Raw genomic sequence first — 16,843 nt, 5'->3', positions numbered from 1 at the left:
CGTTCGGACTCAGGCGCGTTCGACAGCCAGCGCCACGCCCATGCCGCCGCCGATACACAGCGAGGCCAAGCCCTTCTTCGCGTCGCGCTTTTGCATTTCGTGCAGCAGCGTGACGAGGATCCGGCAACCGGACGCGCCGATCGGGTGGCCGATCGCAATCGCGCCGCCGTTCACGTTGACCTTCGACGTGTCCCAGCCCATTTGCTGGTGCACGGCGAGCGCCTGCGCAGCGAACGCCTCGTTGATTTCCATCAGGTCGAGATCGGCCGGGCTCCAGCCCGCGCGTTCGAGACAGCGGCGCGAAGCCGGCACCGGGCCCATGCCCATCACCTTCGGATCGACACCGGCGCTGGCGTATGCCTTGATGCGCGCGAGCGGCTTGAGACCCAGCGCTTCGGCCTTCTTGGCCGACATCACGAGCACCGCAGCCGCACCGTCGTTCAGGCCCGACGCATTGGCGGCCGTCACCGTGCCTTCTTTCGAGAAGGCCGGCTTCAGACCGGCGAGCGATTCGGCCGTCACGCCGTGGCGCACGAATTCATCCGTGGCGAAGCGCAGCGGCTCGCCCTTGCGTTGCGGAATCTCGACCGGCACGATCTCATCATCGAAACGGCCCGCCTTCTGTGCGGCTTCCGCCTTATTCTGCGAAAGGGCCGCGAACGCGTCCTGCTGTTCGCGCGTGATGCCGTATTCCTTCGCGACGTTCTCGGCCGTCACGCCCATGTGGTACTGGTTGTAGACGTCCCACAGGCCGTCGACGATCATGCTGTCGATCAGCTTGGCGTCGCCCATGCGGAAGCCGTCGCGCGAGCCCGGCAGCACGTGCGGCGCCGCGCTCATGTTTTCCTGGCCGCCCGCCACCACGATATCCGCGTCGCCGGCGATGATGGCGTTGGCCGCCAGCATCACGGCCTTCAGGCCCGAGCCGCACACCTTGTTGATGGTCATGCCGGGCACCGCCAGCGGCAGGCCCGCCTTGATCAGCGCCTGGCGCGCCGGATTCTGGCCGGACCCTGCCGTCAGGACCTGGCCCAGGATCACTTCGCTGACCTGCTCGGGCTTCACACCCGCGCGTTCGAGTGCAGCGCGAACCACGAGTGCGCCGAGATCGGGTGCAGCGATTTTCGCCAGCGACCCACCGAATTTGCCGACTGCCGTACGCGCGGCCGATACGATCACTACATCAGTCATTTCAATTTCCTCCGGGCATCGCGGCCAGTCGCTCCGCCGCCCGTCAAGTTAAAAATCCAATCACCTGCTCAGTGCCGCCAACGCCGTCGGCTCACACAGCCGGCGTCAATCGTTCTGGTCGCATCCGCACCTTCATCCGCGCCTTGTCTGCGCTACCCGCCATCGTTACTCGCGTTGCATCACATAGCGCCCAGGCGCCGCCTCGATCGCCGGATAGTCGGCCGAGCCCGCAGTGGCACGCGCCTTGACCTTCTTGCCGCCGTATTGATCGAGCCAGCGGGTCCATTCGGGCCACCAGCTTCCCGGCACTTCCGTTGCCTGTTCGAACCAGTCGTCCGGACTCTCCGGCAAGTGCTTGCCCTCTGTCTGCAGCACCCAGTAATTGCGCTTGTTCTTGGCAGGCGGATTGATCACGCCCGCGATATGCCCCGACGCGCCAAGCACGAATTCCAGCGGCCCGCTCAGCAGCGGCACCGAGGCATAGGCCGTGCGCCACGGCACGATATGGTCCTCGCGTGAACCGTAGATGAAGGTGGGCACATCGATCAGCGACAGGTCCACCTTCTCGCCGCACACGGTCAGCGCATTCGGCTCGCGCAGACGATTCTCCAGATACGTATTGCGCAGGTACCACACGTACATCGGTCCGGGCAGGCTCGTCGAATCGCTGTTCCAGTACAGCAGGTCGAACGGCATCGGCGTGCGGCCCTTTAGATAGTTGTCGACGACATAGTTCCACACGAGATCGTTCGGACGCAGGAACGAGAACGCGTTGGCGAACTCGATGCCGCGCATCAGTCCCGGCTTCGCGCCGTTCTTGCCGCCGATGGTCTGCTCGCGCATCTGCACATGCGCTTCGTCGACGAACACGTCGAGCACACCTGTGTCCGAAAAATCGAGCATGGCGGTGAGCAGCGTCATCGAAGCTGCGGGATGTTCGCCGCGCGCCGCCGCAACGGCCAGCGCCGTGGCGAGCATCGTGCCGCCGACGCAGAAGCCGAGCGTGTTGATCTGCTCGCGCCCGCTGATCTTGCGCACGGTTTCGATCGCGGTGAGCACGCCTTCGTCGGTGTAGTCGTCCCACGTCTTATGCGCAATCGAGGCATCCGCATTGCGCCACGAAATCAGGAACACCTGATGCCCCGACTCGAGCCCATGAGCGACGAGCGAATTCTCCGGTTGCAGATCGAGGATATAGAACTTGTTGATGCAAGGCGGCACGATCAGCAAGGGCCGCTCGCGCACGCTCGCCGTGCGCGGCTTGTACTGGATCAACTGGATCAGGTCGTTCTCGAACACCACTGAGCCTTCGGTGTTTGCGAGATTCTTGCCGACCACAAAACGCGATTCGTCGGTCTGCGAAATCTTGCCGCGCTGCAGGTCGCCCAACAGATTGGCGACGCCCTGGCGCAGGCTCTCGCCGCGACTCTCCAGCAAGGTCTTCTGCGCTTCGGGATTGAGCGCGAGGAAGTTGCTCGGCGCGGCCGCCGCCGTCCACTGCTGGACCGCGAAGCGGATGCGTTCGCGCACCTTCGGTTCGGTATCGAGCGCCTCGACCAGCTCCTGCAGATAGCGCGCGTTCAGCAGATACCATGCGGCGGTAAACGCATACGCCGGCGTGGCGCTCCATGCCTCCGCGCTGAAACGACGGTCCTTCAGTTCGGGGATCTTCGGCGTCGACTCAGCCGATTGCTGGAGCAACTGCATCGCTTCGCGCGAGTAGTCGGCTTGCAGCTTCTGCAAACGCTCAGAAGGGATCGCCGCGGTGGGTACCTTCAGGCCGGCGAACGGCGCCATCGCGGCCGCAGCGTTGCTGAAGTCGGGCATGGCCGGCATGGAGGGCATCTGCGGCATCTGGAACGCCGCGCCGGCACCCGCGGCAGGCACGCCGAGCGAACGCCATGCGTTGATCCAGGCATCGAATAACTGCTGCGCTCCGGCGGGACCTGCACTGGTCTGCTGCTCCGTCGTGGAGTCCGTGCTTGAGGAAGTCGAGGAATGTTGTGATGCTGCCATACCTGCTTTTGACCGGTGAGTCCTGACGGACGGTTGAGAGGCAGGTTTCCGACGCACGTGGGCGATTGCTCGCGACCTCGTCACGCCCTGTCCCGTGTGTGGGGAACATTCTTGCTCCCCATCGCAAGGCATGTCAATGCTTGTTCCCGATTTTGCCGCAGTGCGATATTTTTTTAATTATCGTTTTCCCCATGTATTTCATCGCCTTAATGTGGCCCGCTAGAACGAATGGACAAGAAATGTAAAAGGCCCATATTCGCAGGGCCTTTTTTGCATTTAACACGGGAAATAACGGCGCTTTTCGAGCCGCGCTATGGCAAGCCCGGCAGCCGGCGCGTTCGCCTTTGGCGGCGCAACAAAAATGCCCGCGGCGCCCCCGAACAAACCCTGACGATCCCCGCCTGTTATGGCCGCCAGCGGCATAAGCAGGCGTGCGCGCTCAGTCGGCAAGCCAGATCAAGGCGGCCATGCGGCCTGTGACGCGATCGCGCCGGTAAGAATAGAAACGTTCACGCTGAGTCACCGTGCATGTGTCGCCACCGGTAATCTGCGTCACGCCAAGACGTTGCAAACGCAAACGCGCCAGCGCGGGCAGATCGGCGAGATATTTGCCCGCCGCCTCGGGACGCGGCACGAACGCACGAGCCGTCGCCTCACGTTGCGAATCCTCGGCGCCATTCATGAATGCGTCGCGCACGTCTGCCCCCACCTCGAACGTGGCAGGTCCGATGGACGGTCCGAGATACGCGTGCAGTGCGCCGGGCTGCGTGCCCGCGAGATCGGCGACGCGCTGCGCGGTCTTCTCGACGACGCCCGCGGCCAGGCCGCGCCACCCTGCATGCGCGGCACCCACCGCGCAGCCATCGGCGTCGCACAGCAACACAGGCATGCAATCGGCAATCATCACGACGCAAATCGTGCCGGGCTGGTTGGTGACGCTGGCGTCGGCGCGCATGAGTGGCTCGCCCTTGCGGGCCCGCGCCAGCACCTCGTGCGCATCCACCACATCCGCACCGTGAACCTGCTGGAGCCACGCCGCTTCGGCGCCACCCGTCAAGCTCATCAGACGCGCGCGATTCTGCTCGACGCAAGCCGGATCGTCGCCCGCCAGCCGGCCGAGGTTCAGGCCGCCCGGCGTCTCGACGCCGTCGTGCCAGCGGCCGAACGGCGGCAGGCTCACGCCGCCGTTGCGCGTGGTCACCAGCGAACGCACGCGCGGCGCGACACGCCAGGCGGGTTGCAGCACATCGGCGAGCGTCAACTCAGGCGGCGTAGCGGCGGACTGCGTAGCGTCGGGCTGCGTCATGCGTGGTCGTCCTCATCATCGTCGTCCAGCTCGTCATCGAAAGACGCTTCGTAACCTTCCCCTTCCTCATCTTCGTAATACGCCTCGTCGAACTCGCCCGCGTCGTCGCGGCCGAGCCCGAGCGCCGCCGACAGCGCCGCCATGTCTTCAGGCACCTCGGCGCGCCATTGCATCTCGCGGCCGGTCTGCGGGTGAATCAGGCCCAGGCGCCATGCATGCAGCGCCTGGCGCGCGAAACCGTCGGGCAGCGGCGTGACCGAGCGCTTGCCGCGTGCGCGTCCATAGACCGGATCGCCCAGCAGCGGATGACCGATGTGCGCGCAATGCACGCGAATCTGGTGGGTGCGTCCGGTTTCCAGATCGCAGTGGATCGCCGATACGGGCTGCCGTTGCCAGATGGCCGAGTCGACACGGCGGAAGTGAGTCCGCGCGGGTTTGCCCGAGGCGCTCGTGACCACCGCCATGCGGGTGCGTTCGCGCGGATCGCGGCCGATCGGCGCGTCGATCGTGCCCTCGTCCGGCATGTTGCCCCACACCAGCGCGAGATAGCGGCGCTTAACTGTGCGCGCCTGCAATTGCCGCACGAGATCGGTCTGCGCCTCGAGCGTGCGCGCCACCACCATCAACCCCGAGGTCTCCTTGTCGAGCCGGTGTACGATACCGGCGCGCGGCAAGCCCGACGCCGCTTCGCCATAGCGATACAGGAGCCCGTTGAGTACGGTGCCGCTCCAGTTGCCGGCCGCCGGATGCACCACCATGCCGGCGGGCTTGTTGATCACCACGAGTGTCTCGTCTTCGTAGACAACGTCGAGCGGCACGGGTTCGGGCGTGAAGGCAAGCTGCTCCGGCAGCAGATCGGGAACGAGCTCGATGCTCGCGCCAAGCGGCACTGGCTGGCGGATCTTCGCGGGCACGCCGTCCACGCGCACGCGCTCCGCTTCGATCCAGCTTTGCAGCCGGTTACGCGAAAACTCCGGAAAGACTCTGGCCAGTACCTTGTCGAGGCGCTCGCCGGCCAGTTCGTCGGGGACGATGACCACGCGCGGCGTGTTGTCCACGGCCTTGCTGCTCACAGTAGGCACTTCTCCCGCGCTCTGCGGGGGCAAAAGCGCGTCGCTGTCGAGATCGTCGTCTAACGAATCCCTACCCAACGCGTCGGTGGGGTCAGCGCTTGGGCTATAATCTTTGTTGCTATTCCGGGCACCTGTAGAAGGAACCGGATTATTTGAACGGGTCATTGAGTCTGGGTCACCTGGACGTAAAGCTAGACTGGAAAATGCGAGCCTTGAACATCATTATCGAATCGGCCCAAAAGACGGTGGCCCGAAAGACAGCACTGCGGACAGCAGCCCGGGCCACACTCCGAAGCACGGCTAGCAGAGTGGCACGTTACTTCGCCTGCGTCGCGGCTATCGCCGTCGTGGCAGCCTGCCATGGCCTGCCGGAAAAGACCGATGAAACGGCTACATGGCCAAACAACAAATTATATACGGAGGCGCAAGACGCGCTGTCCGGCGGCGACTGGGGCAAGTGCGCGAAATATTTCGAAATGCTTGAGGGTCGCGATCCGTTCGGCCATTTTGCCCAGCAGGCGCAGATCAACGTAGCCTACTGCAACTGGAAAGACAGCGAGAACGACGCCGCCAACGAGGCGATCGACCGCTTCATCCAGCTGCACCCGGGTCACCCCGACATTGCCTACGCGTACTACCTGAAGGGCATGATCAACTTCAACGACGACCTCGGTCTGTTCGGCCGCTTCTCCGGCCAGGACATGAGCGAGCGCGATCCGAAGTCGCTGCGCGCGTCGTATGACGCGTTCAAGGTGGTGGTCGACAAGTATCCGAACAGCAAGTACGCACCGGATGCCGCACAACGCATGCGCTATATCGTGAACGCCCTCGCGTCTCACGAAGTTCACGCAGCGGACTACTACTACCGTCGTGGTGCTTACGTTGCCGCCATCAACCGTGCGCAGCTCGCCATCCGGGATTACCGGAATGCGCCGGCAATTGAGGACGCGCTGCACATCATGATGCTCTCGTACCAGAAGCTCGACCAACCGCAACTGGCCGACGATACGAAGCGCGTGCTGGCCGGCACCTTCCCGGACAGCCCCTACATCACCGGTCATGCACGGCCCGGTCAGCAGAAGTCGTGGTGGCAGTTCTAAGCCACACACGGGACGAGCGTTACTGGAGCTGATCCAGCTCAACGCCTGATCGACGTCCGAGCAAGCAAAAACGCCACGACTTTAAGGTCGTGGCGTTTTTGTTTGTGCGCTGTGCTTGAGCGTAGTCGCGGTCAGTCGCGCTCGAACAGCGCGATCGACTCCACATGCGACGTATGCGGGAACATGTTGACCACGCCCGCGCCCTTGAGCCGGTAGCCGGCTTCGTGAACGAGCAGACCGGCATCGCGGGCGAGGGTCGACGGATTGCAGGACACGTAGACAATCCGCTTCGGCAGCGGACCGTCGCCGCTCTGGGCGATCTCGGCCAGCGCTTTCGAAACAGCCAGCGCGCCTTCGCGCGGCGGGTCGATGAGGAACTTGTCGAAGTGGCCGAGCGCGCGCATGTCGTCGGCGGTCACCTCAAACAGGTTCCGGCAGGCGAACGAGGTGTGCTCCGCCACGCCGTTCTCCGCGGCATTGGCGAGCGCCCGCGTGGTCAGCACCTCGCTGCCCTCGATGCCCACCACTTCCTTCGATATCCGCGCAAGCGGCAGCGTGAAATTGCCAATGCCGCAGAACAGATCCAGCACGCGATCGCCGCGCGACGGCGCCAGCAGACGCAGCGCGCGGCCCACCAGCACCCGGTTGATCTGGTGATTCACCTGGGTGAAGTCGGTCGGCTTGAACGGCATGCGGATGTTGTACTCCGGCAGCGTGTAGTCGAGCCGGGCATCGAGCGGGTAGAACGGCGCCACCGAATCCGGCCCCTGCGGCTGCAGCCAGAACTGCACGTTGTGGGCATCGGCGAATTCGCGCAGCAGTTGCTCGTCGGCCGCGTTGATCGGCTCCAGAATGCGCAGCACCAGCGCCGTCACCGTCGAGCCGACCGCGAGTTCGATCTGCGGCATGCGCTCGCGAATCGACAGGCCTTCGACCAGCCGGCGCAGCGGCACCAGCATCGCCGAGACGTGCGGCGGCAGCACTTCGCACGAGGTCATATCGGCGATAAAGCTGCTCTTGCGTTCGTGGAAGCCCACCAGCACGCCGCCCTTCTTGGCCACGTGGCGCACGGTGAGGCGCGCCCGGTAACGGTATCCCCATGACGGACCGTGAATCGGCCGGTACACGGTTTCGGGCCGCAGCTTCGCCAGATGAGAAAGATTGTCTTCGAGCACACGCTGCTTGACGGCAATCTGCGCGCGCACGTCGAGGTGTTGCATCGAGCAACCGCCGCAGGTGCCGAAGAACTGACACTGCGGCTTGGTGCGGATCACGCTTTCGCGCAGCACGTCGACCACTTCCGCCTGTTCGAAACTCGGCTTGCGACGGTAGCTCAAATAGGTGACACGCTCACCCGGCAAGGCGCCTTCGACGAAAATCACCTTGCCCGGCGTGCCGTCTTCGTTGACGGTACGGCCTACGCCGCGCGCTTCCATGTCGAGCGATTCGACTTCCAGAATCGGGGCTATAACGGACGCGGCGGGCGCGGCTGACGTAGCCGCTTCGGCGGACGCTTTTTTCTTGCGTCTGGACGAGCGGTTCGAGGCACGATGGGGGGCAATCTGAGACACCTGCGGCTTCCTGACAGACTGTTGGGGGAAGGCGAGATTGTAGACGAACCACAAGCGGCGACGGAGATTTGACGATGCGGCGGATCAACTGGAGCGTCGTCCGGCGGGGGCGCGACGCGGCGGACAACCTCGCCCCCGCGCGCACGCTCGACGACGCGCGCCCCGGAGCCACCTACTTATCGAACGCTGCCAGATACTCCGCCCAATGCGGCGAAGGCTCGAGCGCCAGCGCGCTTTTCACCAGCGCGATTTCGTCTGCGTATTCTTCCGGCGAGAAACCGCCGCGCATCAACTGGAAGCGGCAGTACAGCAGGTAAGTGTTGACGACGTCGGTCTCGCAGTAATTGCGGATCTCTTCGATCTGCCCGTCCTGAAACGCGTGCCACACCTGGCCGCCGTCCATGCCGAGCTTGCCGGGGAAGCCGCATAGCTTGGCGAGCGCGTCAAGCGGCGCGTTGGCGCGTGCCTGGTACATCGCCAGCACGTCCATCAGATCCGTATGGCGCGCGTGGTAGCGGCTGATGTAGTTGTTCCACTTGAACTCGCGGTCGTCCTCGCCCAGATCCCAGAAGCGGCTCGCCGGAATCCCGTTGACCAGCGCCCGGTAGTTCAGCACCGGCAGATCGAAGCCGCCGCCGTTCCACGACACCAGTTGCGGCGTGTACTTCTCGATCACCCGGTAGAACGACTGCACCAGCGCCGCTTCGCCATCCTCCAGCGTGCCGAGCGAGCGCACGCGAAAGCCGTTGTTGTCGCGGAACACGCAGGAGATCGCCGCAATCCGTTGCAGGTGGTGCGGCAGGAAATCGCTGCCGGTTTTTTCGCGGCGCGCGGCGAAGGCATGCTCGGCGACTTCGGCGTCGCTGAGCGTGGCGGGCAAATCTTCGAGGCGGCGAATGCCGGCGACATCGGGAATCGTCTCGATGTCGAAAACAAGAATCGGTGTCATCGGCTTATAAAACGGCGTCCTTGCGTACACCGTTGGAGGCAAAGAAGCGCTTCAGGCGAACCAGCGCTTCCTGCTGGATCTGGCGCACACGCTCGCGCGTGAGGCCCATTTCGTCGGCCAGCTCTTCGAGCGTGGCCGGCTCGATATGATTGAGCCCGAAGCGGCGCTCGATCACGTGACGATGCTTGTCGGACAGGCGGGCGAGCCACGCGCGCGTCAACGTTTCCAGCTCGCGGTGCTGCACCTCGGCATCCGGCGACTGGCTCTGGTCGTCGGACAGCAGATCGAGCAGGCTGCTCGCCGGATCGAGATCGAGCGGCGCGTCGAGCGACGCCGTGTGCTCGTTCAGCGCGAGGATGTCGGTGACTTCGTCGGTGGTCTTGCCGGTCAGGTACGCGATGTCGTCGATGCTGGCGTCGCGGCGGTCGGCCGCGTCGCCGGAATTCATGGAGTTCTTCTCCAGATGGCGCTTGGCGCGCAGCACCTGGTTGAGCTCGCGAATCACGTGCACCGGCAGACGCACGGTACGCGCCTGATTCATGATGGCGCGCTCGATGCTCTGACGGATCCACCAGGTGGCATACGTGGAAAAACGGAAGCCGCGCGTGGGATCGAACTTCTCGATGGCGTGCATCAGGCCGAGGTTGCCCTCTTCGATCAGATCGAGCAGCGGCACGCCGCGGTTCAGATAGCCTTTCGCGATACTGACGACGAGCCGCAGATTGCGCTCGATCATCACCTGGCGCGCTTCGAACTCGCCGGCCTTGGCCAGCCGCGAATAGCGCTGCTCCTCCTCCACCGTCAACAGCGGCTTCACGCTGATCCGGTTGAGGTAATGCTGGATCGTGTCAGCCGTGAGTTCGGCTTGCAGCAGCGCGCGGAAATCGTCGGCGTCGGGCGCGGCGTCGCTCGCGCTTTCGCGCGTTTCGCCGGCTTCCTCCGTACCGCTTTGGCGCTCGTCGAGATCGCGTGCGTTGTCCAGATCGTCAACGCTATCGTCTTCGACCTCCGAAGCACCGCCGTCCTCCACCGTAACTTGCGTGGCGCGACTGATCTTCTCAGACTCGGCTTGCGGCGTGCGGCGCTTCGATTTCGGCATGGTCGTATCGCTTATTGCGGCGGCAAATACTTCAGTGGGTCGACAGGCTTACCCTGCCGGCGAACTTCGAAATGCAACATCACACGGTCCGAATCGCTATTGCCCATTTCGGCGATCTTCTGCCCTTTGGTCACCGCGTCTCCCTCTTTTACCATCAAAGCGCGGTTATGTGCATACGCCGTAAGATAAGTTGCATCATGCTTGATGATAATGAGATTGCCGTAACCGCGCAGCCCATTTCCCGCATAAACGACGCGGCCATCGGCAGCCGCTTTCACCGGGTCGCCGGCAGCCCCGCCGATATTGACGCCCTTGTTGGTGGCGTCGTCAAACGTGCCGAGGATCGGGCCGCGCACCGGCCAGGCGAACGCGACGTTGCTCGCAGCAGCCGCGCCTGTGTCGCTCGCTCCGGTTTGCGGCGGGATCGTGGTGGCGCTTGAACCCGCACCGTAGACCGGCGGCACCGACGCCACGCCTGCCGTTCCGCCCGGCGACGGAGGCGGCGCTGACGAACCGCCCAGCGGCGCCGTCTGCACGCCGCCACCGATCACCGGCGAGGTGGCCACGCCAGGCGTAAGCGCCGCGACGTTCGCGCCTGGCGGCGCCACCCGCAGCAGTTGATCGACTTCGATCTGGTTCGGGTTGGTCAGGTTGTTCCACGTCGCGATGTCGCGATAATTCTGACCGTTTTCCAGAGCGATGCGGTAGAGCGTATCGCCCGGTTTGACCCGGTAATAACCCGGAGGCGGCGGACCCAGCGGCACGGGTGCCGCCGGCGCCTGCTGCGCGGACTGGGTACCGAGGTCGCCGGATTTATCGACTACCGGCGCGTTATCGAGCCGCGTCGCACAGGCCGCCAACAGGGAGAGCGCGACCACGCACACGCTACGCTGGGCTACGGTCAGATGGACATTCAGGCTGTTTTTTTGCATCGCGCGCAACATACTCATCGGTGTCAAATCACTCCGGATTTTAAGGGTACAAAGAAAACGCGATCAAGCCGCGACTCGCGCCATTGCGCGGGCCCGGTCCGTTCGACGAGCGTGAGCACCTGCTGCGTCTGGCCATCCTGCGTGCCGACCGGCGCAACGAGGCGACCGCCGATCGCAAGTTGCTCAAGCAAAGCCTGCGGGACGTCGAGGCCTGCCGCGGCAATCACGATCGCGTCGAACGGCGCGACCGCCGGCAAACCGATGCGGCCATCACCGTAGTGCAGCCGGATGTTCGGAATGCGTAGCGGACGCAAGTTGGTCTTGGCGCGCTCGTAGAGCGGTTTGATGCGTTCAATCGAATAAACATCGCGTGCAACCTGGCTCAGCACCGCCGCCTGGTAACCGCAGCCCGTGCCGATTTCGAGCACGTTCGTGAGGGTCCGGCCGGCGGCGGCCAGCTCGATCATCCGCGCGACCACCGAAGGCTTGGAGATGGTCTGGTGATGGCCGATCGGCAGCGCCGCGTCCTCGTAAGCCTGGGGGGCAAGCCCCGGGTCCACGAACATGTGGCGCGGCACCACCGACATCGCATGCACCACGCGCTGATCGGTAATGCCGTTTGCCCGCAGGCGTTCGACCATGCGCTCGCGAACCCGTTCCGAAGTCAGTGCAAGTGCACCGTTCAACGCGACATTCGGTGCGGCGCTGCGTTCGGCAGGCTTGGCGCTCGGGCGCGGCGCGACGGGCTTGGGCGCAGGCCGGTTGGCCAGCGGCTTCGCCACCGTCGCGCTTGCGCTTTGTTTCGTGACGACGGATGCCGAAGGTTTGGCCGCCGTTTTGACTGCGGGCTTGAGCGCCGGTTTAACTGCGGGTTTAACCGCGGGTTTAACCAAAGCCGCCGCTTTGGCCGGCTGGCTAGCGGTACGGCCGCCGGCGATCTCGCCGCGTGCCGAGGTCTTCGCGCGCGCGCCGGCCGCACGGGCCTCGGTCGCCGCGGCGAGGTTCGCCGCGCGCACTTCGCCGGGGCGCCCTTCGGGCCGCCGTGGCTCGCGCACCAGATCCTCGAGGCCAAGCGGAAAGCGCTTTGCGCGCTCGTTGGTCATGAAGCGCCGCTCCCGGCGCGCAGCCAGTCGCGCGCCGCGGGCAACATGTCCGTGTGGGTCAGATCGAGCTGCAGCGGCGTGATCGACACCTGGCCGTTGGCGACGGCGTGGAAGTCGGTGCCCTCGCTCGCATCGCGCGCGCTACCCGACGGGCCGATCCAGTAGATCGGTTCGCCGCGCGGGTTGGTCTGGCGGATCACCGGCTGCGACGGATGCCGCTTGCCCAGACGGGTGATGCGCCAGTCGCCGAGCTGCTCGTACGGCAGGTTGGGAATATTGACGTTCAGCAACGGGTTGCCGGCCAGCGGATGCTCGAGGTAATGGGCGACGATTTCCGCTGCCACGCGCGTGGCGGCGTCGAGATGGACCCAATCCTTGTCGACCAGCGAAAACGCGATGGCGGGCACGCCGAACATGATGCCTTCAGTCGCCGCGGCGACCGTGCCGGAATACAGCGTGTCCTCGCCCATGTTCTGGCCGTTGTTGATGCCGGACACCACCAGATCGGGCGTGTGGTCGAGCATGCCGGTCAGGGCAATGTGCACGGAGTCGGTTGGCGTGCCGTTCACGTAATAGAAACCCGTCGCCGAGCGCAGCACCGATAACGGCCGCGACAGCGTCAACGAGTTCGACGCGCCGCTGCAGTTCTGCTCGGGCGCCATCACAGTGACGTCGGCGAACGCCTTCAGCGCTTCGTAAAGCGCAGCAAGGCCTGGCGCCAGATAACCATCGTCGTTGCTGAGTAGGATTCGCATGCGGCGATTGTAACCGAGGAAAGAAGACGCGCGAACGACACGCCAGGCATCGCGGATGCAGCGACTGCGGCACGACAAAAACGCACGGTCGTTCGGCTTGCTTTACACTTCAGAATACCGAAGTGAACCCGATCGACATGGAGACACGATGCGCGCGATTCGCTGCAATCAATATGGCCCGCCGGAGAGCCTGGTGGTCGAAGCGTTGCCCGACCTCACGCCGCAAGCCGGCGAGGTGGTGATCGACGTCAAGGCGGCCAGCGTCAATTTCCCCGACGTGCTGATCATCGAGAACAAATACCAGTTCAAGCCGCCGCTGCCCTTTACGCCGGGCTCGGAAGTGGCCGGCATTGTGCGCGCGGTCGGCGCCGGCGTGTCGCAGTTTCAGCCGGGCGCGCGCGTGGTGGCGTTCACCGGCCAGGGCGGCTTTGCGGAGCAGGCCGTGGCGCCTGCGGCCGCCTGCGTGCCGCTTGCCGACGGCATCGACTTTGCCGTGGCGGCGGCCTTCACGCTCGCCTATGGCACATCGCACCACGCGGTGGTCGATCGCGCGGCTTTGAAGGCGGGTGAAACGATGCTCGTGCTGGGTGCGGCGGGCGGCGTCGGCCTCGCCGCGGTGGAGATCGGCAAGGCGCTGGGCGCGCGGGTGATCGCGGCGGCGTCCTCGGACGAGAAGCTCGCCATCTGCGTGAAGCACGGCGCGGATGCGACGATCAACTACAGCACCGAAGACCTGCGCGAGCGCATCAAGGCGCTCACCGACGGCAAAGGGCCGGACGTGATCTACGATCCGGTCGGCGGCGTTTATGCGGAACCGGCGTTCCGCAGTATCGGCTGGCGCGGCCGTTATCTGGTAGTGGGCTTTGCGAACGGCGAGATTCCCAGATTGCCGCTCAACCTCGCGCTGCTCAAAGGCGCCAGCCTTGTCGGCGTGTTCTGGGGCGACTTTGCGAAGCGCGAGCCGCAGCACAACGCGGCGGCATTCAAGCAGATGGTGGGGTGGATCGGCGAAGGTAAGCTGCGGCCGTATGTGTCGGCGCGCTATCCGCTCGAGGAAACCGGGCGGGCGCTACGGGAGATGGCCGAGCGGCGGGTGGTGGGGAAAGTGGTGATTACGCCGTAGGCGCGCCGGCGCGCGTGGCCAGAGCGGAAAACGGCGTGTCGTCGCCTGACGGCATGCCGCTTTGGATTGGTCTGCCGGCGAGGCCTGAGGCGGCCGTCCAGGCGGGCAAGCAGTCCGCTACTCGACAGGCCCACGCCGAAAGAGTCGCCCACGGCACGCGACCCACTGCGTGCTACTCGCACCGCTTGAGCACGCGGCCAGGCGCACTCAACACTCACACCACCTGTTGCGCATGCAACGCGGCAATCTGCTGCGCGTCGTAGCCGAGCGCGCTCAACACTTCGTCGGTGTGCTCGCCCAACTCCGGACCGAGCCAGCGCGTTTCACCAGGCGTCTCCGAGAGCTTGGGCGTGACCGAAGGCAAGGTGATTTCCTTGCCGTCCTGCCATTTGAAGCGCTGGATCATCTGACGCGCCATGAATTGCGGATCGGTGAACATATCCGCGACGCTGTAGATGCGACCCACCGGCACATCCGCGGCGTTCAGCACCTCGAGCGCCTCGTCGATGGTCCGCGTAGCGAGCCACGCGGCGATCGCGCCGTCGATTTCCTGAGTGCGCGGCACGCGGCCGTCGTTATGCGCCAGCGCAGGATCGTTAGCGAGGTCCGCGCGTTCGATGGCGAACATCAGGCGCTTGAAGATGGGATCGCTATTGCCGCCTATCACGATGCTGCCGTCGCGGCACGGATAGGTGTTCGACGGCACGATGCCCGGCAGCGACGCACCGGTGCGCTCGCGCACCATGCCGTAGACGCCATATTCGGGCACCACGCTCTCCATCATGTTGAAGACCGCCTCGTAGAGGGCGACGTCGACCACCTGCCCTTTGCCGCCATTCACCTGCTTGTGATGCAGCGCCATCAACGCGCCGATCACGCCGTGCAGCGCGGCGATCGAGTCGCCGATGGAAATGCCGATGCGCGGCGGCGGCAAATCCGGATACCCCGTGATATGCCGCAGCCCGCCCATCGACTCGGCAATCGCGCCAAACCCGGGCCGGTCGCGATACGGTCCGGTCTGGCCGTAGCCGGACAGGCGCACCATCACGAGACCGGGATTCTCGGCGGACAGCACGTCATAACCGAGCCCAAGCTTCTCAAGCAGCCCCGGGCGGAAATTTTCGACCACAATGTCCGCTTCTTTCGCCAGACGCCGCACGATCTCCTTGCCCTCCTCGGCCTTCAGGTTGATCGTCACGGATTTCTTGTTGCGCGCCTGGACGGCCCACCACAGCGAAGTGCCGCCGGCTTCCGGATACAGCTTGCGCCATTTGCGCAGCGGATCGCCGCCCTTGGGGTCTTCGATCTTGATCACTTCCGCACCGAACTCGCCGAGAAAGCGCGCGGCGAACGGGCCGGCGATCAGCGTGCCGAGTTCGAGCACTTTCACGCCTGCCAGCGGGCCGGTGGGACGCGTCGCGTCGGGGGTTGCGCTCATGGTCTCGTGTCCTCAGCTACGTGTGCTACCCGGGCTACCCGGGTAAAAGTAAAGCACCGCGCTACAGCGAGCGCCGGTCGAGCATCGCGCGGGCGATCGTGCCGGCGTCGACATACTCCAGCTCGCCGCCCACCGGTACGCCGCGCGCAAGCCGCGTGACGGCCAGACCGCGGGCCTTGAGCGTCTGCCCGAGGTAATGCGCGGTGGCTTCGCCTTCGTTGGTGAAATTGGTCGCCAGCACGACCTCCTTGACGATGCCATCCGTAGCTCGCTTGACGAGCCGGTCGAAATGGATCTCCTTCGGGCCGATGCCGTCGAGCGGACTCAGGCGGCCCATCAACACGAAGTACAGGCCGCGATAGGTCATCGTCTGCTCGAGCATGATCTGGTCGGCCGGTGTCTCGACGACGCACAGCAGCGCCGGATCGCGTTCCGCGTCGCTGCACACCTCGCAGATCTGCGCTTCGGTGAAGGTGTTGCACTTCTCGCAGTGCTGCAGATGCTCGGTGGCAAACAGCAACGAACGGCCGAGTTTTTCCGCGCCCTCGCGATCGTGCTGCATCAGGTGATACGCCATACGTTGCGCGGACTTCGGCCCGACACCGGGCAGCGCGCGCAGCGCTTCGACGAGCGCCGACAAGGCGGAAGGTTGTTTCATGCGGAATCGGCGATGTCGATGTGGGTAGGGCGTTGCGGTCTGGAAGCCGTCATATGGCAGCCGGCAGAGCGGTGCGACGCTCGAGCGCGTTGCACCGCTCTGCCGTGTAGCGTTGCGGCCTTGCGGGGAAGCATTGGCGGACAGGGTCCGTGGCCTGCCCGCAGCGCCTCGGCCAGCCGGGGGTCTAAACGATGCGAACGATCAGAACGGCAGCTTGAAGCCCGGCGGCAGCGGCAGGCCCGAGGTCATGCCGCCCATCTTTTCCTGGGCGGTGGCTTCGGCCTTGCGCACGGCGTCGTTGAATGCAGCGGCGACGAGGTCTTCCAGCATGTCCTTGTCGTCGGCGAGCAGGCTCGGGTCGATCGACACGCGGCGCACGTCGTTCTTGCAGGTCATCGTCACCTTGACGAGACCCGCACCCGACTGCCCCTCGACTTCGATCTGCGCGAGCTGGTCCTGCATCTTCTTCATGTTTTCCTGCATCTGCTGGGCCTGCTTCATCAGCCCGGCGAGTTGGCCTTTCATCATG

Annotated in this window: 15 protein-coding genes; 2 read left to right on the top strand and 13 right to left on the bottom strand. The window is 64.8% G+C overall.

Annotated elements, in window-relative coordinates:
- Positions 1-9: 9 nt before the first annotated feature.
- The 4 genes from BUS12_RS19875 to BUS12_RS19860 form a co-directional block, all read right to left on the bottom strand.
- Positions 10-1,191 carry an acetyl-CoA C-acetyltransferase gene (locus BUS12_RS19875; protein WP_074298535.1) on the bottom strand — a complete coding sequence of 394 codons (1,182 nt, stop codon included), beginning with the start codon at positions 1,189-1,191 and terminating at the stop codon, positions 10-12.
- A gap of 165 nt (positions 1,192-1,356) precedes the next feature.
- Entirely contained in the window at positions 1,357-3,207 is a 1,851-nt protein-coding gene (phaC, locus tag BUS12_RS19870) for a class I poly(R)-hydroxyalkanoic acid synthase (RefSeq protein ID WP_083640524.1), read from the bottom strand.
- A gap of 439 nt (positions 3,208-3,646) precedes the next feature.
- On the bottom strand, positions 3,647-4,513 hold the full coding sequence (gene pgeF, locus BUS12_RS19865) for a peptidoglycan editing factor PgeF (protein ID WP_074298534.1): 867 nt from the start codon (positions 4,511-4,513) through the stop codon (positions 3,647-3,649).
- On the bottom strand, positions 4,510-5,751 hold the full coding sequence (locus BUS12_RS19860; protein ID WP_074298532.1) for an RluA family pseudouridine synthase: 1,242 nt from the start codon (positions 5,749-5,751) through the stop codon (positions 4,510-4,512). The genes pgeF and BUS12_RS19860 overlap by 4 nt, the downstream gene beginning before the upstream one ends.
- Before the next feature lie 38 nt (positions 5,752-5,789).
- On the opposite strand from BUS12_RS19860, the gene BUS12_RS19855 reads away from it, so the two are divergent.
- Complete coding sequence (locus BUS12_RS19855) at positions 5,790-6,686, top strand: outer membrane protein assembly factor BamD (protein WP_074298529.1); 897 nt, start codon at positions 5,790-5,792, stop codon at positions 6,684-6,686.
- Positions 6,687-6,817: 131 nt separating this feature from the next.
- Here the strand turns inward: BUS12_RS19855 and rlmD are convergent, their stop codons facing one another.
- The 6 genes from rlmD to surE all read right to left on the bottom strand — a co-directional run bounded on the left by rlmD (position 6,818) and on the right by surE (position 13,095).
- Positions 6,818-8,122: a 23S rRNA (uracil(1939)-C(5))-methyltransferase RlmD gene (gene rlmD, locus BUS12_RS19850; RefSeq protein WP_253190257.1), complete on the bottom strand. Its 1,305-nt coding sequence runs from the start codon at positions 8,120-8,122 to the stop codon at positions 6,818-6,820.
- Between the two features lie 307 nt (positions 8,123-8,429).
- On the bottom strand, positions 8,430-9,206 hold the full coding sequence (locus BUS12_RS19845; protein ID WP_074298527.1) for a 3'-5' exonuclease: 777 nt from the start codon (positions 9,204-9,206) through the stop codon (positions 8,430-8,432).
- A gap of 4 nt (positions 9,207-9,210) precedes the next feature.
- Positions 9,211-10,305 (bottom strand): RNA polymerase sigma factor RpoS, encoded by a 1,095-nt coding sequence (gene rpoS / locus BUS12_RS19840; protein ID WP_074298526.1) that lies wholly within the window; start codon positions 10,303-10,305, stop codon positions 9,211-9,213.
- Positions 10,306-10,316: 11 nt separating this feature from the next.
- Entirely contained in the window at positions 10,317-11,249 is a 933-nt protein-coding gene (locus tag BUS12_RS19835; RefSeq protein ID WP_367117686.1) for a peptidoglycan DD-metalloendopeptidase family protein, read from the bottom strand.
- 11 nt (positions 11,250-11,260) lie between these two features.
- Positions 11,261-12,340 carry a protein-L-isoaspartate(D-aspartate) O-methyltransferase gene (locus BUS12_RS19830; RefSeq protein ID WP_074298524.1) on the bottom strand — a complete coding sequence of 360 codons (1,080 nt, stop codon included), beginning with the start codon at positions 12,338-12,340 and terminating at the stop codon, positions 11,261-11,263.
- Positions 12,337-13,095, bottom strand: a complete 759-nt coding sequence (gene surE, locus BUS12_RS19825; protein WP_074298523.1) for a 5'/3'-nucleotidase SurE — start codon at positions 13,093-13,095, stop codon at positions 12,337-12,339. Before surE ends, BUS12_RS19830 begins: the two co-directional genes overlap by 4 nt.
- Positions 13,096-13,243: 148 nt before the next feature.
- On the opposite strand from surE, the gene BUS12_RS19820 reads away from it, so the two are divergent.
- Positions 13,244-14,218 (top strand): NADPH:quinone oxidoreductase family protein, encoded by a 975-nt coding sequence (locus tag BUS12_RS19820; RefSeq protein WP_074298522.1) that lies wholly within the window; start codon positions 13,244-13,246, stop codon positions 14,216-14,218.
- Positions 14,219-14,432: 214 nt separating this feature from the next.
- Here the strand turns inward: BUS12_RS19820 and BUS12_RS19815 are convergent, their stop codons facing one another.
- The 3 genes from BUS12_RS19815 to BUS12_RS19805 all read right to left on the bottom strand — a co-directional run bounded on the left by BUS12_RS19815 (position 14,433) and on the right by BUS12_RS19805 (position 16,842).
- Positions 14,433-15,656 carry a CaiB/BaiF CoA transferase family protein gene (locus tag BUS12_RS19815; protein WP_074298520.1) on the bottom strand — a complete coding sequence of 408 codons (1,224 nt, stop codon included), beginning with the start codon at positions 15,654-15,656 and terminating at the stop codon, positions 14,433-14,435.
- A 61-nt stretch (positions 15,657-15,717) separates the two neighbouring features.
- A complete protein-coding gene (recR, locus tag BUS12_RS19810) occupies positions 15,718-16,314 on the bottom strand; it encodes a recombination mediator RecR (protein WP_074298519.1) in 597 nt (198 codons plus the stop codon).
- Positions 16,315-16,515: 201 nt separating this feature from the next.
- Complete coding sequence (locus tag BUS12_RS19805; protein WP_074298518.1) at positions 16,516-16,842, bottom strand: YbaB/EbfC family nucleoid-associated protein; 327 nt, start codon at positions 16,840-16,842, stop codon at positions 16,516-16,518.
- Between the last annotated feature and the right edge of the window lies 1 nt (position 16,843).

Source organism: Paraburkholderia phenazinium (assembly GCF_900142845.1).
Classification (GTDB): domain Bacteria; phylum Pseudomonadota; class Gammaproteobacteria; order Burkholderiales; family Burkholderiaceae; genus Paraburkholderia; species Paraburkholderia phenazinium_A.
Note: the sequence above shows the minus strand (reverse complement) of the source record. Positions and strands in the feature narration are given on the sequence as shown.